18 protein-coding genes are annotated in these 21359 nt (G+C 54.8%); 12 read left to right on the top strand and 6 right to left on the bottom strand.

Annotated elements, in window-relative coordinates; translation table 11 throughout:
- Positions 1-56 precede the first annotated feature (56 nt).
- The 9 genes from DF283_RS01975 to dtd all read left to right on the top strand — a co-directional run bounded on the left by DF283_RS01975 (position 57) and on the right by dtd (position 8722).
- Positions 57-1766 carry an ArnT family glycosyltransferase gene (locus tag DF283_RS01975; protein ID WP_303672971.1) on the top strand — a complete coding sequence of 570 codons (1710 nt, stop codon included), beginning with the start codon at positions 57-59 and terminating at the stop codon, positions 1764-1766.
- 128 nt (positions 1767-1894) lie between these two features.
- On the top strand, positions 1895-2326 hold the full coding sequence (locus tag DF283_RS01970; protein ID WP_303672970.1) for a prepilin-type N-terminal cleavage/methylation domain-containing protein: 432 nt from the start codon (positions 1895-1897) through the stop codon (positions 2324-2326).
- Between the two features lie 72 nt (positions 2327-2398).
- On the top strand, positions 2399-3526 hold the full coding sequence (locus DF283_RS01965) for a sensor histidine kinase (protein ID WP_303672969.1): 1128 nt from the start codon (positions 2399-2401) through the stop codon (positions 3524-3526).
- Positions 3523-4179: a response regulator transcription factor gene (locus DF283_RS01960; RefSeq protein ID WP_303672967.1), complete on the top strand. Its 657-nt coding sequence runs from the start codon at positions 3523-3525 to the stop codon at positions 4177-4179. The genes DF283_RS01965 and DF283_RS01960 overlap by 4 nt, the downstream gene beginning before the upstream one ends.
- Positions 4180-4316: 137 nt before the next feature.
- Positions 4317-5672, top strand: coding sequence for a hypothetical protein (locus DF283_RS01955; protein ID WP_303672966.1), 1356 nt, complete (start codon positions 4317-4319; stop codon positions 5670-5672).
- Between the two features lie 180 nt (positions 5673-5852).
- Positions 5853-6875: a type I glyceraldehyde-3-phosphate dehydrogenase gene (gene gap, locus DF283_RS01950; protein WP_303672964.1), complete on the top strand. Its 1023-nt coding sequence runs from the start codon at positions 5853-5855 to the stop codon at positions 6873-6875.
- A 113-nt stretch (positions 6876-6988) separates the two neighbouring features.
- Entirely contained in the window at positions 6989-7771 is a 783-nt protein-coding gene (tpiA, locus tag DF283_RS01945) for a triose-phosphate isomerase (RefSeq protein ID WP_303672963.1), read from the top strand.
- A gap of 12 nt (positions 7772-7783) precedes the next feature.
- Positions 7784-8260, top strand: a complete 477-nt coding sequence (gene dut / locus DF283_RS01940) for a dUTP diphosphatase (RefSeq protein WP_303672962.1) — start codon at positions 7784-7786, stop codon at positions 8258-8260.
- A 21-nt stretch (positions 8261-8281) separates the two neighbouring features.
- Positions 8282-8722, top strand: a complete 441-nt coding sequence (gene dtd / locus DF283_RS01935) for a D-aminoacyl-tRNA deacylase (RefSeq protein WP_303672961.1) — start codon at positions 8282-8284, stop codon at positions 8720-8722.
- A 70-nt stretch (positions 8723-8792) separates the two neighbouring features.
- Here dtd and hemC read toward each other — a convergent pair whose 3' ends face one another.
- From hemC to DF283_RS01915, 4 genes are all read right to left on the bottom strand, one after another.
- Complete coding sequence (hemC, locus tag DF283_RS01930) at positions 8793-9728, bottom strand: hydroxymethylbilane synthase (RefSeq protein WP_303672960.1); 936 nt, start codon at positions 9726-9728, stop codon at positions 8793-8795.
- Between the two features lie 12 nt (positions 9729-9740).
- Complete coding sequence (hemA, locus tag DF283_RS01925; protein ID WP_303672958.1) at positions 9741-11048, bottom strand: glutamyl-tRNA reductase; 1308 nt, start codon at positions 11046-11048, stop codon at positions 9741-9743.
- 265 nt (positions 11049-11313) lie between these two features.
- On the bottom strand, positions 11314-12594 hold the full coding sequence (gene metK / locus DF283_RS01920) for a methionine adenosyltransferase (RefSeq protein WP_303672956.1): 1281 nt from the start codon (positions 12592-12594) through the stop codon (positions 11314-11316).
- A 191-nt stretch (positions 12595-12785) separates the two neighbouring features.
- Positions 12786-13496, bottom strand: coding sequence for an N-acetylmannosamine-6-phosphate 2-epimerase (locus DF283_RS01915; RefSeq protein ID WP_303673098.1), 711 nt, complete (start codon positions 13494-13496; stop codon positions 12786-12788).
- 374 nt (positions 13497-13870) lie between these two features.
- On the opposite strand from DF283_RS01915, the gene DF283_RS01910 reads away from it, so the two are divergent.
- The 3 genes from DF283_RS01910 to rpoD all read left to right on the top strand — a co-directional run bounded on the left by DF283_RS01910 (position 13871) and on the right by rpoD (position 18060).
- On the top strand, positions 13871-14905 hold the full coding sequence (locus tag DF283_RS01910) for a deoxyguanosinetriphosphate triphosphohydrolase (RefSeq protein ID WP_443082981.1): 1035 nt from the start codon (positions 13871-13873) through the stop codon (positions 14903-14905).
- Positions 14902-16920, top strand: coding sequence for a DNA primase (dnaG, locus tag DF283_RS01905; RefSeq protein ID WP_303672954.1), 2019 nt, complete (start codon positions 14902-14904; stop codon positions 16918-16920). The genes DF283_RS01910 and dnaG overlap by 4 nt, the downstream gene beginning before the upstream one ends.
- Positions 16921-16986: 66 nt before the next feature.
- Positions 16987-18060: an RNA polymerase sigma factor RpoD gene (gene rpoD, locus DF283_RS01900; protein ID WP_303672952.1), complete on the top strand. Its 1074-nt coding sequence runs from the start codon at positions 16987-16989 to the stop codon at positions 18058-18060.
- A gap of 255 nt (positions 18061-18315) precedes the next feature.
- On the opposite strand, the gene DF283_RS01895 is transcribed toward rpoD, so the two are convergent.
- Both DF283_RS01895 and DF283_RS01890 read right to left on the bottom strand, forming a co-directional pair.
- Entirely contained in the window at positions 18316-19554 is a 1239-nt protein-coding gene (locus DF283_RS01895; protein WP_303672951.1) for a type II secretion system F family protein, read from the bottom strand.
- 3 nt (positions 19555-19557) lie between these two features.
- The gene (locus DF283_RS01890; protein ID WP_303672949.1) at positions 19558-21333 is read right to left on the bottom strand and encodes a GspE/PulE family protein; all 1776 of its coding nucleotides are present in this window, start codon (positions 21331-21333) and stop codon (positions 19558-19560) included.
- Positions 21334-21359 lie beyond the last annotated feature (26 nt).

The raw sequence follows: 21359 nt of genomic DNA, 5'->3' as shown, positions 1-21359 counted from the left end.
CAGCTTGGGCCAAAACCTTGCTAGAATAAGAGCATCTAAACCATCCGGGAGTGCGCGTGTTCTTGAAGCAATGCGATCTGAAAATCGCTGGCTTGTGGCTGGGCCTGCTGACAGGCTTTGTGATGCTGGCCTTCCATCTAATGCGCCCGGACGTGGTCGGCTTTCTCTACGATGACGGCATGTACCTGATGGTGGCCAAAGCCATGGCCGAGGGCCACGGGTACCGGCTCATGGGCATAGTGGATCAGCCCTATTTCTACAAGTACCCGCCCCTGTTTCCCCTGATGCTGACGCTGGGCTGGCTCATCAACCCGCAGTTTCCGCACAATATTGTGTGGCTCAAGAGCATTAATATTCTGCTGGCCACCGGCACCTTGGCCCTGTGGGGCTATTACTTCCGCACAATCCGCCAGTTCCCGCAGTGGGTCTGCGTGCTGCTGATTTTCATTCTAGGCACCCACTGGCGCTTTCTGGAAGTCAGCATCGATCTGATGTCCGAGCCCTTGTTCATGCTGATTAGCACCCTTGCCCTCATTCTGTGTCATCGGTTTAACAGAGACGATCAACCGTTCACCGCTGCCCAAGTGGCTATGCTGGTGCTTTTGAGTGTGGCCGCCTTTTATACCCGCACCATGGCCTTGCCCCTGATAGTGGCCATTGGCCTGTGGCTGTGGCTAAGCGGTCAGCGCAAGCAAACCGGGGCTTACTGGCTGGGGAGCGGACTGCTCATGCTGCCCTGGCTCCTATGGTCGGGCTCCCGGAAAGACACCACCTACGCCCTGGGCGATTTTTTAGTGCGCACCTTTCAGGAGACTTACTTTCAGTCCTTTCGCATGGATTTAAAGTATGAGTACACTTTGCCGGCGCTGGTGGGAAAGGGGATTCAGGAGCTGCTGGGGAATTTCTCCGTACAGTTTTTCCCCCTTCTGGAGCGCTTTTTTCTGCAAAAGCCCACCCTGCTCTCGGAAAGCGTCATTCTGGGCCTGAGTTTTGCCCTGATTTTGCTGCTGGGCCGCTACGCCTACCAGCGGCTCAAGGCACGCCAATTTTCCCCGGAAGGGCTTTATGTTTCCGTCTATCTGGCGATTCTACCGTTCTGGAGTTTTTACAACGTCTACCCCCGGTTTTTAATGCCCTTGTTGCCCATCCTATGGGCGCTACTCTGGTGTGCGCTTCTTCCCCGGGGGACGCAGAGCAGCCCAAAGCCATGGTTCCTGCCCGGTCTGCTGATGGTGGCCATATTGGTATTGAACAATATTCATCTACAGCCCTACCTCTACAAGCAAAGCGCCAATCAAATGGCCATCAATACCCAGATCGATGTTTGGCAGGAGTATGCCGACACCCTGCACTTTTTGAACACGCAAGTTCCACCGCACAGCCGAATTTACTTGGAAAATCTGGATGAAGCCTACTTCTATGCGCTAAATACAACCCATCAGGCCCTGGACGCCTTCTTATTTCTACCCATGAATAAGCTAGAGCAGCACTGCCCCCAAAGTCAGCGGGCGTGCTTAGAATCACTTTATAGCGCTAACAACCAAGCCAAGCAAACCTTAATCAATCAAAAAAACATAACCTATCTGGTCAGCAGTACGGTGCAAATCACCAAGTTACCCAAGAATAACTGGCGTCTCTCCGCTAAAAAATACCCCTTGGCAATTGAATTAAAACGGTCAAATTCCCCAAGATTTCTGCGCGTCTTTCAAAGTCCGCACGGCCTTATAGAAATATTCAAAATTCAACACGCTCAAAAAGATCGGTAATTTTACCGATACGGAACGCGTCCAAGAAGCCGACACTCCTAACAGAGATATAATAAATAATAAACAATCATTTTGGTTTCAGAACGCACAATGTTCGTCCAACGGTAAGGTGAGGAAAAGGAGCCCCTATGACAACCCAAAAAGGTTTTACCCTGATTGAATTGGCCGTGGTTATCGCCATTATCGCCATTTTGGCCGCCGTGGCCCTGCCCCGTTTCGGTAACACCACCGCCCAAGCGGAAGCCTCTATGATTAAAGACTTAAAAGCCCAATTGGCCAGTGCAGCAGCCATTTACACTGCGGAAAACGCTTCGACCCCCAATGGGTTTGACAACTTTGTTGATCAAGCCAGAACTACTGGAGCAGGAAAAACCATTGCCATTGGCAGCTTTGGAGCTCAAACTGGAGGTACTTGCCAAGTTGCAGCAGCTAGAATTACTTGCACCAACCGCTTTGCCAAATGGAGCCCTGTGACCTACAACTGGAACCAGGGTGTTATCGGTGTAACCGCGACTCCAGTTAACCAAGGCACCAACGCTTTACCCGCCATCAACCAATAGGATTAGCAGAAACTCAGCAGAGAGGCTTTTGCTTAAGGGCCTCTCTGCCGCCTTAAGCCCGACAAAACTATCGTGAAATTCAGAAACCATATTCTGGCACCATTGTTGGTCATGGTGCTTTTAACGTTTCTGGTGGGCGGCACCGCCTACCAGCAAGCCGTGGGCTGGAAACAGGAAGTCACCCGGGTCACCCACAAGGTCAGCCAACTGGTCATCCTCAGCAACATCCGCTGGGGCATTAAAAAAGTGCAGCGGGAACTCCCGGAAAACCCGCAGCAAGCCCAGGCCGACTGGAACGAAATTTATCGGCAAGCCCTGATGCTGGCCGATATTGAGCAAAAGGCCGCTCCGGCCCCTAACACCACGACCATGGTGTCGCCGCTGCTGCAAAGCATTTTGGCCAACCCGGCCCCCAGCGCCCCCTTGCTGGGCAAGCTCAGCCAAAACGAACTGTTTACCCTCAAGCTGGAATCGCTGACCGAGCTGGGCGCCCTGCAGGATCAGGCCCAGCAAGTAACCCAGCAAATCACCCTCAGCATGGTGGTTCTGGGGCTCATCTTAACCGCCATCACCGCTTTCGATCTCGATCGGCTCATCCAGCAACTGGCCCGCTCCCGAGATTTAAACGTTCGCTTGCAAGAAGAAGAGCGCCAACGCATCGCCCAGGAACTGCATGACGGGGTGGTGCAGGAGCTGGTGGATCTCAAACGGGCTTACTCGGCGGACAAAGTGGATTCGGTGATTGAGAACCTGCGGCGGGTTTGCCACAACCTGAAGCCGCAAATACTGGAGGATCTGGGTCTGGTGGCCGCCCTGGAATTTCTGGCCGACGATTTACGACAAACCGGCATTGCGCAAGTCTCTCTCAATACTGCCGCCGAAGGACTCAAACAACTCCCCAAACGCTACGAACTACCGCTTTTTAGGGTCTTTCAGGAACTTTGCTCCAACATTAAACATCACGCCCAGGCCAGTCAGGTACAAATCACTCTGGCCTATGCCCCGGAGGACGGCCCCATTTTAAGCGCCACCATCAGCGACAATGGCCGGGGCTTTGACCCGAAGCAGAAAGATCCCCATAAAATGGGATTAACCGGTGTTCAGGAACGCATCCAGCAATTGGGCGGAAAAATTCATATCCGCAGCCAACCCGCTCAGGGCAGTCACTTCCAGATCATTGTCCCGGTGAAATCTAAATGAAAGCGTCCATCCCCGCACAAGCAAAAGTCCCCATCACCGTGCTGCTGGTCGATGACCACGATGTGGTGCGTCAGGGCACCCGGGAAATGCTGCACCGCCATACCCACTTTACCGTGGTGGGAGAAGCCGCCAATGCCGAAGGACTGTCCGGCCTGATTCAACTCAAGCAGCCGGATCTGGTGCTGCTGGACATCAATTTACCCGGCAAAAACGGCCTACAACTCACCCAGGAGCTGCTCGCCCGCTTCCCCACGCTCAGCATCGTCCTCTTCTCCGCCCACTGTGAACTACAGTACATCCGCAAGGCCCAACAATTGGGGGTGGCGGGCTTTTTAAGCAAAACCATCGATGAGCAAACGCTTTGCGCCAAGCTGCTGGAAGCCATGCAGGGCGGCCAAAGACCGGTTTTCTCCCCCGACGTGGCCGAGAAGCTGGCCAAAGAACGCCGCGAGAGCGCCCCCAATCCTTTCACTGCCCGAGAGCAGGAAATTTTAATCCAGTTGGCCCAGGGGCTCAGCAATCAGGCTATCGCCAAACTGCTTTGCCTGTCCGTCAAAACCGTGGATACCCACATTGCCAACCTCATGAAAAAAACCGGCCTGAACAAGCGAACCTTGCTGGTGGCCTACGCCTTTGAACACGGTCTGGTGTAAAACCTGCGGCTCTCAAACGGAGAAAGTGATCTCGATTCGCCGAGCGGGCCGCCCGAGATTGACCCCATGGTCTATTCCTCCAATCCGCAACAATCAGTTACAATACAACCAGTGCATAGTCAGATTGAGTGGTTGACGTGGCGTTGAGACACCCTGTTTTAAATGGCTTGATTTTGGCCCTGAGCCTTGGCCTTCTGGCTGACAGCCTTTCTGTTGCCGCTGAGCTGAACGGTTTTGCCATCGACACTCAGGATAAAAATGTGACGGTCACCCTGTTCACCGATCAGCGGGTGAGCTACAGCACCGAACATCAGGGTAAACAGTTCGCCATTATCCTGCCGGAGACCCAATTGTCCCAGGAACAGCTCGACAATGGCCTTCCGGTGGTGCTGGATAACAAGAACCGCTTCATCGGGCGGGCCGTTCCCCATGGCGACGGCAAGGTTAAAATCATTTTACCCAATCTGGCGGCCAATGAGTATGCCGTCTCGGTTCAGCAACAGCACAGCAAACAGCCTCAAAAAGTGGCCACCAGCAGCCCGGAAAAACTGAAACCCCGGCCAGCGGTCAGCAAAGAGCGGAGCGACCACTTTGAGCAGGTAGCCGCCCACTTCGAGAAACCCAGCCCTAAAAAAGAGACGGCCTCTGCCAGTGCCAGCAATCATCGGCTAAAGCTGAGTCCGACACCAGTGAAAGCTACCCAGGGCGGGGTGTGGAACCCTTATGTCTATCGCCCTTCGGATTTCCAGCCGGAACAGCCGGTGCGCAAAGCCAGCAAGCCGGTGCCCGCTAGCCCTTCCCTCCGGGCAGAACCCATCAACACCCTCTCGGTGGCGGAATCCATGCCAGCGCCGCCAGCCGGGACTGCAACCAATGCCGATCCGCTTTGGTATTTGCACGCCCTGCCGCCCGCCCAGCCAATGCCCGCAGACGCCCTGAAAGGGCCAGCCGCTTCAGCGCAAGGCCAGACCCATTCGCCAAACGTCACCAACGTGAGCCAACCGGCCAAAGTGGGCTCCAGTGAACTTAAGGAGCTGACCAGTGAAGTCCGCAAGGGCTTCCAGTCCATTCCTCAGTGGCTATTCATCACTGTCGCTGTTTTCTTTGGTGGTATTGGGGTGTTCTGCGTCATCGGAGCGCTGGTGCTTTTAAAAATCCTGTTCACCCAGGTGCGCCAATCCGTATCCAACGGGAATCTGCCTGCCAGCATTCCTTACGTAACCGGATTAATGCCGCTTTATCCGGCTCCCGGAACCGCTGAGAACACAGCCCCAGACGAACTGAATGCGTCCGGAAAGGCCGCATACGCCAGCCGTCCCAGTTACGGCCAGACATCACTCCGGTTTGAGGACAAAAGCGCTATCAAAGCGCTGGACTATCTGAAAGAAACCCCCGCAAGCGTGACTCAGGCCATCCATAACACCCGGGTCAGCCGGTTACAGAGTCGAAAAAGAACAAATTTCAGGGAGTTTCCCCAAGCCTCCAACCGTTAGCACAACCCGATCCGGTCCAATGACCTCTCCACGGGGCGAACCTCCCGGACAGGCCGCCTTTCCTCAATCGGGATAAGGCCAGCCGCTGACCTCACGTTTGCACTTTGCTTGTGATATATTGAATTGGCAGTTATTTTGGCTGTATCAGCCGTATGAACTTTAGCAAGAAGGAAAATGCTTATGGCAAGCAAAGTCGCCATTAATGGCTTTGGTCGCATCGGTCGCTTGACCCTTCGGGCCGCTCTGGAAAACCCTCGTGTGGACTTAAACGTCGTTGCTATCAATGACTTAACCACCCCCAAGCAATTGGCCCACCTGTTCAAGTATGACTCCACCATGGGCATCTACAAAGGCGAAGTGGACTTCACCGAAAACGCCCTGATCATCGACGGGCGCACCATCCGCATTTATGCCGAAAAAGATCCGGCCAACCTGCCCTGGAAAGACCTGGGTGTGGATGTGGTCATCGAATCCACCGGCTTTTTCACCGATGGCGAGAAGGCCAAAAAACACATTGAAGCCGGTGCCAAGAAAGTCATCATCAGCGCCCCGGCCAAAAACGAAGACATCACCGTGGCCATCGGCATCAACGCCCACGAATACGACCCGGCCAAACACCACATCATCTCCAACGCCAGCTGCACCACCAACTGCCTGGCCCCCATCGGCAAGGTGCTGCACGAAACCTTCGGAGTGGTCTCCGGGATTATGACCACCATCCACAGCTACACCGGCGATCAGCGTCTGCTGGATGCCCCGCATGAAGATCTGCGCCGGGCCCGCGCCGCCGCCCTGAGCATGGTTCCCACCTCCACCGGGGCTGCCAAAGCCATCGGTTCCGTGTTACCCGCCCTGAAAGGCAAGCTGAACGGTTACGCCGTTCGGGTCCCAACCCCCGATGTCAGCCTGACCGACCTGACCGTGGTCACCGAAAAACCGATGACCGTGGAAGCCATCAACGAGGCTTTCAAAAAGGCCGCCGCCAACGAGCTGAAGGACGTACTGGAATACGCCGAAGCCCCGCTGGTCAGCACCGATTACATCGGCAACCCGCACAGCTGCGTGTTCGATCCTGAGTTCACCCAGGTCATCGGCAGCAACATGGCCAAAGTGATTGGCTGGTACGACAACGAATGGGGCTACAGCAACCGCCTGGCGGAACTGACCCACATGGTGGCCGAGCGACTGCCGGTCAGCGTTTAATCGCAACTTTACAGAGGGGAGCAAATGCTCCCCTCTGGCTATATCCCCTTTGCTACATGCACACAGTTTGACAGATCGTTTGAGTTGAAACCCATTTCGCAGGAGAGAGATTGATGGCTACCCCTCGCCGCCCCATTATTGCCGGCAACTGGAAAATGTTTAAAACCACGCACGAGGCCAGTGCCTTTATGGATGCCCTTTGGCAAAAAGTACAATCGCTGAAAGGGATTGAGCTGCCGGAAATTGTGGTCTGCCCGCCATTCACTGCTCTCAGCACCGTAAAGCAACAGGTGGAAGCGCTGAGCGCCCCCTTTATCGTGGCCGCTCAAACCATGGAAAGCCGGGATAGCGGCGCATACACCGGCGAAATCTCCCCTCTGATGCTCACCGACATCGGCGTGCGCTGGGTGGTTCTGGGTCACAGCGAGCGCCGTCAATATTTCAACGAAACCGATGAAACCGTCACCGCCAAGACCTTGGCCGCCCTCAAGTACGGTCTGACCCCCATTGTTTGTGTAGGAGAAGAGCTGCAAGAGCGGGAAAACGGCTTAACCGATGCGGTCATCGAGCAGCAGATTCGGGCCGTGTGCAGCCAACTGCAAGCCAGCGACTTGCCCAAGATCGTGATTGCCTATGAGCCGGTTTGGGCCATCGGTACCGGTAAAGTCTGCGAAGCCGCGGAAGCCAACCGGGTTTGCGCCCTGATTCGGCACTTTGTGAGCGAATACGGCCCGGCGGATCAAACCCGCATTCTCTACGGCGGCAGCGTAAAGGCCGATAACACCCAAGCCCTGATGAGCCAAAGCGACATTGATGGCGGATTGGTGGGTGGGGCCAGCCTGGAGGCGGACAGCTTCTTCGCCATCATCCAGCACGCCAGCCCTGTCACCGCCTAGGAGTCGCGCGCCATGCAAACCATCCCCCAACCCATTCAGGTGGCCATTCATCGGCTGGCCCACGCCCCCAAGCATTTGCCCGCCTACGCCACGCCGGGTTCCGCTGGCATGGACGTGCAGGCCGCCATTGGGGTACCCTTGACACTGCAACCACTGGAACGGACCCTGGTGCCCACGGGCTTTATCATGATGCTGCCGGAAGGCTACGAGTGCCAGGTACGGGCCCGCAGCGGGCTGGCCATCAAGCACGGCATTTGTCTGGCCAACGGCGTGGGAACCATTGATAGCGACTACCGGCACGAAGTCAAAGTGGCCCTCATCAACCTATCCAGTGAGGCGTTCACCATCCAGCCCGGCGATCGCATCGCCCAGTTGGTCATTGCCCCGGTCACCCAGGTACGGTGGACTGAAGCCGAGGACGTGGTGCTGGTGGAGGGACGTCAGGGTGGCTTTGGTTCCACCGGCATTGCCGCCCCGGAACCAGCCTAGACCGCAGGACGCTGTTTTACCGTGAAATGTGTGATTCAACGGGTCTCCCGAGCCAGCGTAACAGTCGATCAAAGCACCGTGGGCCAGATCGATCGCGGGTTGCTGGTGCTGTTTGGCGTGGAAAAAGACGATGACGCCCGCCAGCTGGATTACCACGTGGGCAAACTGCTCAAGCTGCGCATTTTTCCCGATGAACAAGGCAAAATGAATCGCTCGGTGCAGGACATTCAGGGCGGCATTCTGGTGGTGTCCCAATTCACCCTGGCCGGCGACTGCCGCAAGGGCAATCGTCCCGGTTTTGACAACGCCAAAGCCCCTCAGGAGGCCGAGCAACTGTACTTGCAACTGGTGGAAAAGCTGCGCGAAACCAGCGATTTAATCATAGAAACCGGGGTCTTTGGCGCTGATATGCAAGTCTCACTGATCAACGATGGCCCGGTGACCTTCATTCTGGAGAATTAAGCACTCGGCCGCCAACTGCACACCGGCTCAGGGCCTGGAGAGTCTGAGTGAGACAGCAGGCTGGCTTTGCTCAGGCGGGCCGAATGACATCCAAAATGGCTTTGCCGCCTTGTTGTAATAGATCTTGAGCCAGACGTTGCCCGGCAGCCACCGCATCCGGCGCTTCAAATGTCGTGTAAGCGTAAACAGCTTCGGTGCCATCCACCGATAAGACCACGCCCTTCATCTCATACCCATACTCACAGGGGCGACAGTAGGCACCGAGCGGCAATTGGCAGCCCCCCGCCAAGGTGGTTAACACAGCGCGCTCGGCCAGTCGGGCCACTTCCACGGCAGGACGTAGCAAAGGCTGAATCAGGTTGCGAATCCGACCATCCTCTACCCGGAACTCCAACCCCAGAATGCCTTGAGCCACTGCGGGAATGCTCTGTTCCCAAGCATCAAAGGCTTGAGTAATGCGATCCTGCCAGCCCAGTCGCCGAATTCCGGCGGCCGCCAACACAATGGCCTCATAAGGGCCTTCTTCCAGCTTGCGGTAACGGGTTTGCAGGTTCCCTCGAATCACCTGATAGGTCAAATCAGGCCGCAGCCGACGCAGTTGGGCTTCTCGCCGCAGGGACGAAGTCCCCACCACGGCCCCGGCAGGCAGCGCCTCAAAGGGCACCGAATTTTTGCTCACTAAAACATCCCGGGCGTCTTCCCGCTCCCCAAAGGAAACCAAAGCCAAACCATCGGGAAACGCTCCCGGCATATCCTTCATGCTATGCACGGCCACGTCAATCTGCCGCTCTAGCAAGGCTACTTCCAGCTCCTTGACAAACAGACCCTTGTCTCCCGCCTTGGACAAAGCGGTATCCAGGATGATATCCCCCTGGGTCTTGAAGGTGTGAATTTCCACTTGCAGCGCTGGCCACTGCTGACGCAGGGCCTCGGCCACCTGATGGGTTTGCGCCAGAGCCAAAGAACTCTCCCGGCTGCCCAGCCGCACCAATTGTTCAGTCATCATCCGTTAAACCCTTTAGGCCGATGCCGTATTGTCCCACAAAGGCGCGGGCTCCGCCGTGGCGTTATCGACATCGGTACTCAAATCAATATCAAAGAGGTGACTCAACACCGAGGCCTGCTGGTAGATTTCCGCCAGATTGCGAGAACTCTTCAGCCGCACGGTGGGATCGTGCAGAATCTTGCGAATGAGGTTCTTGGACACCACGTCAATCAGTTCATACTGCTTGCCCAAAGCAGGATTAGCCGCCAATTCGGCCTGACGAATGCTCTCCACCTTCTCCCGCAGGCGGGTGAGGGTGGGCACCACCGATAGCGACATGCGCCACTGCTGGAAGGCAATACACTCTTCTTCCAAAATGGACTGAGCCTGCTGCTTGATTTGGCGCTGAGCCTCGCCAGAAAACCCGTTCACACCCGCTAAATCATCCGTGTTAAACAGCTGAATATCACTCAGTTCAGCCACTCGGGCATCGACGTTCCGGGGCACCGCAATATCGATAACCAATTTGGAGCCACGACCTTCAAAGTCCGCTTTCCCCAAAACCACATGGGGGGCGCCGGTAGCCACAAACAACACTTCCGCGTGTTCCAGAACCGTGTCAAGCTGATCCCAGGTGTACCCCCGGTAACCATAGCGCTCACACAGCTCATCCAGGCGGGCCTGACTGCGATTGAGAACCACCACATTGGCCTGCTGCTCAGGACTCATGCCCTGTTTGAACAGAGACATAACAATTTCAGCCATCTTGCCGCCGCCGATTAGAGCGATGCGACGATCCATCAGCTGGGCGTCCTGCTGCTTGGCAAAGTGAAAGGCGGCCAGAGAGACGCTGACATCCTTGTCAGACAGACCCGTCTCCGTGCGCACCCGCTTACCCACACTGAGAGCGGCTTTAAAGAGCTTGTCCAACAACAGGCCCACTGTTTTTTCCCGCTGGGCCAGAGCCAGGGTTTCCTTGATCTGCCCCATAATCTGTCCTTCGCCGATAATCAGGCTATCCAGCCCGGACGCCACCCGGAACAGGTGAGACACGGCGTCTTCATGGAGCAAGTTAAAAGTGTACTGACGATAAGGAACGATATCCAGTCCCTTGAAAATCTTGTAAAACTGCTGCACAGACTGCAAGCCCAACTCCGTATCCCGCACCACCGCGTAAATTTCGGTACGGTTGCAGGTGGTCAGAATGGCGCATTCCTCAATCCCGGCACAGGCCCTCAGCACTTTCAACGCGGCAGAGACCTCGCCCTCCAGCAAGGCAAACTTTTCCCGCACCTCAATAGGGGCTGTACGATGTCTGACGCCGCTAACCAGTATGTGCATTGACTGTTTTAACACCTCAAAACGGGGAAAGGCTGATTCAGTTGAGTTGGACAGTGAAAACGCCTGAATTATAAACGAGTAACCAATCAACAATGCGCCGCAAGCAATATTACAATGCTAACACATCACGCATCTTTATTGTATCGCTCTCTCTAGATCAAAGTATATGAGCAAAATTAAAAACACTCAATCCGCAAGGACTGCAGGATTGAGTGTTTTTTACAATTAAAACACCGCCAAATGGCGGAATGCCGGAATAAAAAGCCTAAACAGCAGCAGCCACAGGCTTTTCAGACAACCGGGAAGCGGTAGCCTGACGCAGGGCATCCACTTTGTCCAGACGCTCCCAGGGCAAATCCAGATCCGGACGGCCCAGGTGCCCGTAGGCAGCCACGTTGTGGTAGAAGCGGCCATCGTGCTTGGCGGGCAACCCTTGCAGATCAAAGTTCTGGATGATGGCAGCCGGGCGTAGATCGAAGTGTTGCTCCACCAGCGCGGCCAGCTCGCTGTCGCTCAGCTTACCGGTGCCCCAGGTGTTCACGTTAATGGACATGGGACGGGCCACCCCAATGGCGTAGCCAATCTGGATTTCGCATTTTTCAGCCAAACCAGCGGCCACCATATTTTTGGCCACGTAGCGAGCGGCGTATGCAGCGGAGCGATCCACTTTGGTGGGATCTTTACCGGAGAAAGCGCCACCACCGTGACGGGCGTAGCCGCCGTAGGTATCCACAATGATCTTACGACCCGTCAGGCCCGCATCGCCCTGAGGGCCCCCAATGACAAAGCGGCCACTTGGGTTGATGAAGTACTTGGTCTGGGCGTCCGGCTTCACATCAAAGTGTTTGAACACTTCATCAATCACGAATTTGCGCAAGTCGGCGTCAATACGCTGCTGAATTTTGGCGTTATCGGCTTCCCCGTCAATGGCCGGGTCGTGCTGGGTGCTAATGACCACGGTATCAATGCGATGCGGTTTGTCGTTGACGTACTCCACCGTCACCTGAGATTTGCCATCGGGGCGCAGGTAGGGCAAAGTCCCGTTTTTACGCACGGTAGTCAACTGACGGGCCAGAGCGTGAGCCACCTGAATGGGCAGCGGCATCAACTCCTTGGTTTCGTTGCAGGCAAAGCCAAACATAATGCCCTGATCACCGGCACCAATCTTGTCAATCTCATCATCGGAGAGCTTACCCCGCACTTCGTGAGCCTGATCCACACCACCAGCGATATCTACAGACTGCTCATCAATGCTCAGCAACACGGCGCAGGTCTTGCCATCAAAGCCACCGGAGGATTCGCCCACGTAGCCAATATCCTGAACGGTTTTACGCACCACGGAAGCGATATCCACATAACAATTCGCCGTAATCTCCCCGCTGACCAGCACCAAACCCGTAGTGACCGACGTTTCAGCGGCAACACGGGCCTTGGGGTCCTGGGTTAAAAAAGCGTCCAGAATGGAATCGGAGATCTGATCGCAAATTTTATCGGGATGCCCTTCGGTCACGGACTCGGAGGTAAATAGGTAGCGAGAAGTGGACATGCCTGGGTGACTCCTTGATTATACGGACTTAGACCTTGCTAAATCCCGGCAACATGTGTCTTTGGGTGTCATTGAGTGATTCACAACCACACTTTAAAAGAAAGCATGAATGAATAGCGATTTATTGTAGGGCAGGGGCAGTCCAGATGCAAATAATGGCAGCGGTCAATTTTGAATCCGGCGGCTGTGGGTTATGACAACCCCGATGCTGCGGCCTCCACGAAACGCCGGGTAATCTCATGCGGGCGGGTCACCGCCGAGCCTATGACCACGGCAAAAGCACCCAACGAAAAGGCCTTGGCCACTTCAGCAGGCTCCCACAAACGGCCTTCCATAATCACCGGAATCTCCACGGCGGCCAGCAAACGTTGGAGCAACTCAAAATCCGGACCCTGATCCTTGCGGGCCAACGTGCCGGTGGTATAGCCGGACAAAGTGGTACCGATCACATCAAAGCCCAGTGCCTGCGCGTTCAAGCCCTCTTCCAGCGTTGCCACATCGGCCATCAGCAACAAATCCGGGTAAGCGGCACGGGCCTGAGCGACAATCTCGGCCAGGGTTTCCCCAGAGGGTCGAGGCCGCCGGGTGGCATCCAGGGCCACAATATCGCAGCAGCCAGCAATACTCTGCACATCGACCAATCCCGGGGTGATATACACCATTTCGTGCGCATTTTCAGGAATTTGATGTGGCTTGGTAATCCCAATGACCGGCACTTGTGGATGCTGACGTTTGAAATAGCGCATATTATCCGGCTGGGCCATCCGCACGGCGCAGGCGCCGCCACGTAAAGCGGATTCGGCCAGAGCGCACAAGATCTCGGGGCGATCCAGCGGCTCCCCCTGAGCGGCCTGCACCGAGACCACCACCCCACCCCGCAAGGCTTCCAGACTGCTCGCCATCTTCCGCACAACCCTTTCCTCTAAAACAAACCGTGACTGAAGCCGATACAGGCACCAGTCTAACACCCCCCACGCCTGAGCAAAACCGGAGCGAAAGCGAAAATAGCTGAGCCCGTAGCCTCCCTTCACAAATGTGGAAGATAGCGCCCCTTCTGTGCTAGTCTATTCATCTTAATGATTGATGAAACGATCCTGTCAATGGCCCGTCTCATCAACCCATCCTTGCCATCCTTGGTCCTGAAGTAATCACCATTTCCAGCCGAGTGAATGGCATTGCGCCCGGGCCTGACCGCCCACACAACAACAGGCGGCAGACCTCACCATCGATTCAGGCAGGAAGGAACAGGTACGGAGACATCGTGACAACGGGTGTTTTGGAGATTCGGGAATCCACGGAAGCGCTGGAAGCCCAGTGGCTTCATCCGCTGGCGGCCCGTAGCGCGGCCACCCTGGGACGATTAAAAACTGAAAACGCCTGCCAAATCCGTACGGACTTCCAGCGAGATCGGGATCGCATCCTGCACTCCAAAGCCTTCCGACGGCTCAAGCACAAAACGCAAATGTTCATTGCCCCCATGGGCGATCATTACCGCACCCGCCTGACCCACACGCTGGAAGTGGCCCAGGTTTCCCGCACCATCGCCCGAGCTTTACGTCTGAACGAAGATTTAACCGAAAGTATTGCCCTCGCCCATGATCTGGGCCATCCGCCCTTTGGGCACACCGGCGAACACGTTCTCAACGAGCTGTCTCCACTGGGCTATCATCATCAGGAACAAGGCTTACGCATCGTTACCCTGCTGGAACCCCTGAACCTGACCCGGGAGGTGCTGGATGGCATGGAAGGACTGACCGCCGAAAAGCCCTCTTTCCTGACACTGGAAGCCCAGATTGTAGACATCGCCGACCGCATGGCCTATCTGCACCACGATGTGGAGGATGCCCGTCGGGCGGGCATTATGCAGGACAGCGATCTCCCGAATGACATTCGGGCTGCGTTAGGGGCCAATCGGCTGGAACGACTGGACTGCATGGTGACTGATATGGTCAGCACCAGCGCCCACAATTTAAACGAAGGCAAGCCCACCATCGCCCTGTCCACTGAAACCTGGGAAGCCATGATGGCCCTGCGCCAGTGGATGTTCGACAACATTTATCTGGCCCCCCAACGCATGGAACAAACCGAGAACGTGCGCCGCATGTTATTGGCCCTGTACGAGTTTTACAGCAAGCGCCCGGAAACCCTCAGCCCCAACCTGCCGGTCAGCGATCCCCTGGAGCGGCGCATTCTGGATTACATCTCCGGCATGACCGACCGGTTCGCCATTGAGGCCTACAAAAACTACCTGCTCCCGCAAGCCTACCGGGCCTTTAGCGTCAATATGTTTTCCGGGGAATTGACCCAATGAGCCGCCTTTCCTTTGCGGAAGCCGCCGAGCGGGTCAAGGGCGGGCTGGACATTGTGGATGTCATCCAACGCCACGTGGTGCTGAAAAAAACCGGCCGCAGCTACACCGGGAAATGCCCCTTTCACAACGACAAAAGCCCCTCCATGAACGTCAGCCGGGAAAAAGGCATTTTTAAGTGCTTTGCCTGCGGGGTGGGCGGCGACTCCCTCACCTTTTTAATGAAAATTGAAAACAAGACCTTCGGGGAACTCATCCGGGATTTGGCCCAGGAGCAGGGCATTGACATTCAGTACGAAGGCCAGCAGGCCGAAACCGTGCAAATCCAGCGGGACGCCCGGCAAAAAATTCTGGCCCTGAACGAATCGGCCAGTCAGTGGTTTGCCCTGCAACTGCAAACCGCTGCCGCCCAGGAGGTACGCCAGTACCTGAGCAAGCGCTATACGGACAGCCAACAGTGTCAGCAAGCCATTCAGACGTTTCATCTGGGCTATGCCCTGCCGGGTTGGGAAAACCTGACCCCTTACCTCAAAAGCCAGTTTGATTTCGCGCAAGCCAACCCGGATCTGTTGAATACCGCCGGTCTGGCCAGTACCCGTGATCACGGACAAGGCCAGTACGACCGGTTCCGCCATCGCCTCATCATCCCCATTCACGATGAAAAAGGGCAGGTGGTGGCCTTTGGGGGCCGAGCCCTCAGCGATGAGGACAAGCCCAAGTATCTGAACTCCCCCGAAACGCTGCTATACAAAAAAAGCCAGATCCTCTACGGCTTCCATCAGGCCAAAGATAGCATCCGGCAAAATCGAACAGCCATCATCATGGAAGGCTACTTCGATGTGATTACCGCCCACCTGCACGGCATCACGGAAGCGGTGGGTTCCTGTGGTACGGCCATGACCGATAGCCATCTTAAATTATTGACCCGTTTCGGGGCCCAAACGGTTTATCTGGCCTTCGACTCGGATGAGGCGGGCCTGAAAGCCGCGCTAAGCGCCATTCAGCTCATTGAACCCTACGCCGAAAGCGGGGATTTACAAATCAAGGTGCTGATTGTCCCCGACGGCAAGGACCCGGATGACTTTATCCGGCAGCACGGCGGGGATGGCTTCCGGGCCCTGATTGAGGAGGCCCAGCATTTTTTAACCTTCAAGCTGGGCATGGCCATTCGGGGCATCGATTGCCACAGCCCGGAAGGGCGCATTCAGGCCGCCAATCGCCTGACCCCGCTTTTGGCAGCCATTCAGCGACCCACCATGCGGGCGGAATACCTGAAGCTGTTTGCCGAGCAAATCGGGCTGGATGAAGAGTCCCTGGCCCTGGAAGTAAAACGCTACGAGTCGGCCCGAAATCCGCAGGCCAACCGAAACTTTGCGGGTTTTCAAAAATCCGATCGAAAAAAAGCAATTTCCAAAGGGGGTTCGACTTCATTCAGGAGAAGCGAGGTTGCTCCCACCGAAAACGTCACCGTCCTTCGTGCCCAACTGTCCTCCCGGCAAGTCGCCGTGGAAAAAAACCTGCTCAAACTTGCCCTTTACTCGACTGAAAGTTTCTCCACCATGATGCGTCTCCTCCATGCGCAAGCGGCTTTGACTTTTGATGACCCCGTTCATCAGGAGATTTTGACCGGCTTGCAAAACCTGGATATCGCCCAGTTTGAAACAAAGACTGATCCATCGGATAATGGATTCGTGGGAACTTTGATCGACAGAATGAATCACTTATATTTTGACAAACCGGACGTGATTCATACATTCGCCGAACTGACCTTTACGGCAGAGTCTTTTTGCGAGTCTCTCGGCTTGGGTGACATCAAGGGTTCATTATTTAAGGACAAAGTGACGAATCTGGCGCAAGAACAGCTCGCCTTGCTTGCTAACTGTCAACGACTCAGGCATCTTCAAGCCCTGAAAGCAGACGCTTTACGCAACGACGGCAACCAGGTGGAGCTCACCTACCAGTTTCAGGACCGGCTGCTGGCCAATACAGGGCCTCCGGGGAATCAAACACCCGGCTAGGCACCTCACCGTAGTCAGCACCAACATCAACTGTATTATCAACGCAATAAGGGATGGATACCAACCATGACCAAACGTAGATCCTCAAAAAAAAGCGAAGACTCCTTGTTGGCCATGATCAACAAGAGCGAACGCGGACGTGATGAGCGCAGCGGCGTCGATGAAATCTTGTCCGTTGATGATGGGGATTCCGATCAGATTGGTTCTCTTTTTAACGATGCGGCCAGTAGCAGCAGTGTGGCCCTGCTGACCAACGATGACGAGCAGGAAGAAGTAACGTATAACGTGGAAACCCGGGGCCTGACCCTGGATGACCCGGTGCGTATGTACTTACGGGAAATTGGCCGTATTCCACTGTTGACCGGTGACGAAGAAATTGAGCTGGCCCGTCAAATCGTGGCTGGCGGCGAGTCCGGCGCCCGGGCCAAACAAAAGCTGGTGCAAGCTAACCTGCGTTTGGTGGTCAGTATCGCTAAAAAATATGTAGGCCGTGGCATGTTGTTCCTGGATCTCATTCAGGAAGGGAACCTGGGCTTGATTCGGGCCGCTGAAAAGTTCGATCACGAACGGGGTTACAAATTCTCTACTTATGCCACCTGGTGGATCCGTCAGGCCATCACCCGAGCCATCGCCGATCAGGCCCGCACCATCCGTATCCCGGTCCACATGGTGGAAACCATCAACAAACTAAAAAAGATCACCCGCAAGCTGGCCCAGGAACTCAGCCGCAAACCCACGGAAGAAGAGCTAGCCGCCGCCATGATGATCACCGTGCCCAAGCTGCGCGACATCATCAAAGTGGCTCAGGAGCCCCTGTCGCTGGAAACCCCTATCGGGAAGGAAGAAGACTCCCGTTTGGGCGATTTCATTGAAGACCGGGAAGCCAAAGCCCCAGCCACCACCGTGGCCCACGAACTCCTGCGGGAAGATCTCACCGAAGTCCTCAGCAGTCTGTCCCCTCGGGAGCGGGATGTGTTGCGTCTGCGCTTTGGTCTGGATGATGGCCGTCAACGCACCCTGGAAGAGGTGGGTCAGCTGTTCGGGGTAACCCGGGAGCGCATCCGGCAGATTGAAGCCAAGGCCCTGCGCAAGTTGCGTCACCCCAACCGCAGCCGTCGCCTGAAAGAATATATTGAATAGGATCGATTCCTAATCAGGACTGATTCCAGATTAAAAGCCTTCTGACTGCTCAGAGGGCTTTTAAATTTGGTCAGTACCCCCTCACAACAAGCTTGTAACGGTTTGAGTACAGCGAGTTCAATAGCGAGTTCAATACTGATGCTAAGAGACAACCTCGCAAAAGCAAGGCCACGGCTTGTCTGAGCTGCACGCAGTTTTTACAAGCGTGTTGTGAGGGGATACTGACCTTAAATTTTTACGGATTTAGCCTGTGCTTTAACCCAAACCATCGTAAATACTGAACAACGGCAAATAAATGGAGAGAGCCACAAAGCCCACCACGGCGCCAATCACCAGTAACATGGCCGGTTCCATCATGGTGGTTAAAATACCCACCCGGTGGTTCACTTCCTCTTCCAGATAATCGTAGGAGGCCTCCAGCATTTTTTCCAGATCCCCGGACTCTTCACCCGTGGAGATCATCAGCATGACAATATCGGGCACATAACCGGTATTGGCCAGGGCCAGGGCCAAGCGCTGACCGCTTTGGATCTGAAAATTCACCTGCCGAAACGCCGATTTAATCTGGGTATGGGTCAAGGTTTCGGTGGAGAGGGCCAGGGCGTCGGTAATGGGTAAGCCAGCCCCAAAGGCAATAAACAGGGTGGAGACAAAGTGAGAGCTTTGGATATGCTTGACCAAATCTCCCAACACGGGAACCTTGAGTACCAGGCGATCCACCAGTTCCTTCCCCACCGGGCTGACCAAAAATTTGTAAATCCCGAACAAAATACTGCCCAGCAACGGAAACGAAACAAACCAGTAACTCCTCAAGGCAAAGCTAATCCCCATCATAATCTGGGTAATCATGGGCAAGGGAATGTTCATTTGCTTGTAAATATCGGCAAAGGTGGGCAATACCAGCAAGAACATTACCAATAAAACCAGAGACAAAATGACCACCACAATAATGGGGTAGATGGAGGCGGAGATGATTTTCATTTTGAGTTGTTCCGCCTTGGTCAACATCTCGGTTAACCGGGTCATGGTCTGATCCAGCTCCCCGCTGCGCTCCCCGGCTTTGGTCACGCTGACATAAACCTCGTCAAACACCTTTTTATGCTTGGCCAATGCCTGACTTAAGGTGTAGCCCGCCAAAATATCCTGACGCACCCGGCCCACCATTCTGCGGAACTTGGGGTTGGCGGCAAAGTTCTCGTAATACATCAGCGCTTCGGTCACCGGAATCCCGGCACGCACCATCATGCCCATGTTTCGGGTAAAAGCAATCTTGTCCTTGGCGCTGACGCCAAAAATATTCTGGACAAACTCTGCCAGAGAATTTTTTTTATTGCCGCTTCCCCGACCCTCGCTGGAAATAATGGAAATTTTAGTGGGAATTAAATTCTGTTCCCGTAATAACTCTCGCGCCTCTTTCTCGCTGGCCGCTGAAATGACCCCGTTCGCGCGGCTGCGATCGCTGATCTTCATTGCCTCATACTGAAAAGACGCCATGACTTACTGCCCCCCCAGATTGACACCCAGGACACGGGTGACTTCCTCAACGGTGGTGGTTCCATTTAAAACCTTGGCCCGACCACTCATCCCTAAATTCTTCATGCCAGCGGCAATCGCCGCGTCTTCAATTTCCAGATCCGAGTGACTGTCGTTGATTAACTGTCGAATTTCCCGATCCACCAGTAGAATTTCATAGACAGCACTCCGGCCAGAGTACCCGGAATTCATACATAGCTCACACCCCTTGCCCTTGTACAGGATCAGTTTATCCATGCGCTTTGCCTCGGAATGAGGGAAAAGCAACACCTTCTCCGCCTCACTGGCCTCATAAGGCACCTTGCAATACGAGCAGATATTGCGTACCAGACGTTGGGCCAATACCCCGACCAGAGCGGAACCAATCAGGTTGGAGGCCGCTCCCATTTCAATCATGCGGGTAATGGTAGCGGCGGTGGTATTACTGTGAATGGTGCTGAACACCAGGTGGCCCGTTAAAGCCGCATGCACAGCGGCCTCCAAAGTTTCATAATCCCGAATCTCACCGACCATGATCACATCCGGATCCTGACGCAACAGGGCCCGCATGCTACTGGCAAAAGTATAATCCGCCTTGGGATTAACCTGAGACTGGTTTAAACCTTCAATCTGCAATTCCACCGGATCTTCCACGGTACAAATGTTTCGGATGTCATCATTAATCCGCTGCAATACTGTGTAAAGCGTGGTGGTTTTCCCCGAACCGGTGGGACCACAGACCAGAATAATGCCATAGGGCGACTTGTACAGGTATTCCAGTTTGCGGATATCCTCATCATCAAAGCCCAGCGCCTGGAAGTCGCTGATATTTTTGGAAGGCCGCAAAATACGAATAACGATTTTTTCCCGATTATCACTGACCGGCAGCGTGTTAACCCGCAGGTTATAATCCGTTCCCTTGTATTTAATGGTAATACGACCATCCTGCGGACGCCGATGCTCGGCAATATCCATTTTAGCCATGACTTTAATCCGGGTGACAAAACTGGACTCCATATTCTGGGGCACATCCAGAATCGTCCGCAGAATGCCATCCACCCGAAACCGCACCAGATATTTTTTAGGACGCGGCTCAATGTGAATATCGCTGGCATTTCGCTCAATGCCCTCTTCAATAATGGAATTGACCAATTTGACCAAAGGGTTGGTGGGGTCAGAAACCTCAGCGTCATTTTTTTGCCGAAAATCCAGCTCCTGGGCCTGCTCCAGCAACTGGCCCGAGAAGGTGGAAATTTCCTGCTTCAAAAAAGTGGTGGCCGATTCGGTCAGATTTTTATTGCAGAATTCAATAAATTCAATACTGGTACACACCGTCACCAAAGGCCGCATCCCGGTGATAAAAGTAATCTCGTCCACCACTTCCCGGTTGGACGGATTGACCATGGCCACCACCAGGCGACCTCGCTCCTTGGCCAGAGGAATGACCTGCTTATCCCGGATAAACTCATCCGGAAGCAGGGCCATCAGTTCGGGGTTCATAGGCACTTTGGAAATACTGATATATTTCAGGCCATATTGGACTGCCAGGGCTTGCCCGAGTTGCTCTATGGTAATTTTGCCCGATTTAACCAAAACCAGACCGATAAATTGTCCGGTCTTTTTGGATTCGGCTAACGCATTCTCCAGTTCCTGGTCATTAATCAGACCCGCTTCCTGCAAAATTTCGCCAATACGCTTGCGGGCCGGACGGTTGACCGGAACGGGTATCGGGCTATTCAGATTTTTCTCTTCAAGGCTCATCGGAACAAATTTACCAACCCTGTCCT

This window comes from Vampirovibrio chlorellavorus (assembly GCF_003149375.1).
Taxonomy (GTDB): Bacteria; Cyanobacteriota; Vampirovibrionia; order Vampirovibrionales; family Vampirovibrionaceae; genus Vampirovibrio; species Vampirovibrio chlorellavorus_B.
This window is presented reverse-complemented; position numbering and strand designations above follow the sequence as displayed.

What these genes read in the sequence shown, in the direction of transcription:
- metK (WP_303672956.1), bottom strand. Translation starts at nt 12,594, where the DNA reads ATGTCCACTTCTCGCTACCTATTTACCTCCGAGTCCGTGACCGAAGGG.
- rpoD (WP_303672952.1), top strand. Translation starts at nt 16,987, where the DNA reads ATGACCAAACGTAGATCCTCAAAAAAAAGCGAAGACTCCTTGTTGGCC.
- DF283_RS01895 (WP_303672951.1), bottom strand. Translation starts at nt 19,554, where the DNA reads ATGGCGTCTTTTCAGTATGAGGCAATGAAGATCAGCGATCGCAGCCGC.
- DF283_RS01890 (WP_303672949.1), bottom strand. Translation starts at nt 21,333, where the DNA reads ATGAGCCTTGAAGAGAAAAATCTGAATAGCCCGATACCCGTTCCGGTC.
- DF283_RS01915 (WP_303673098.1), bottom strand. Translation starts at nt 13,496, where the DNA reads ATGGCGAGCAGTCTGGAAGCCTTGCGGGGTGGGGTGGTGGTCTCGGTG.
- gap (WP_303672964.1), top strand. Translation starts at nt 5,853, where the DNA reads ATGGCAAGCAAAGTCGCCATTAATGGCTTTGGTCGCATCGGTCGCTTG.
- hemC (WP_303672960.1), bottom strand. Translation starts at nt 9,728, where the DNA reads ATGATGACTGAACAATTGGTGCGGCTGGGCAGCCGGGAGAGTTCTTTG.
- DF283_RS01960 (WP_303672967.1), top strand. Translation starts at nt 3,523, where the DNA reads ATGAAAGCGTCCATCCCCGCACAAGCAAAAGTCCCCATCACCGTGCTG.
- dut (WP_303672962.1), top strand. Translation starts at nt 7,784, where the DNA reads ATGCAAACCATCCCCCAACCCATTCAGGTGGCCATTCATCGGCTGGCC.
- hemA (WP_303672958.1), bottom strand. Translation starts at nt 11,048, where the DNA reads ATGCACATACTGGTTAGCGGCGTCAGACATCGTACAGCCCCTATTGAG.
- DF283_RS01970 (WP_303672970.1), top strand. Translation starts at nt 1,895, where the DNA reads ATGACAACCCAAAAAGGTTTTACCCTGATTGAATTGGCCGTGGTTATC.
- dnaG (WP_303672954.1), top strand. Translation starts at nt 14,902, where the DNA reads ATGAGCCGCCTTTCCTTTGCGGAAGCCGCCGAGCGGGTCAAGGGCGGG.
- tpiA (WP_303672963.1), top strand. Translation starts at nt 6,989, where the DNA reads ATGGCTACCCCTCGCCGCCCCATTATTGCCGGCAACTGGAAAATGTTT.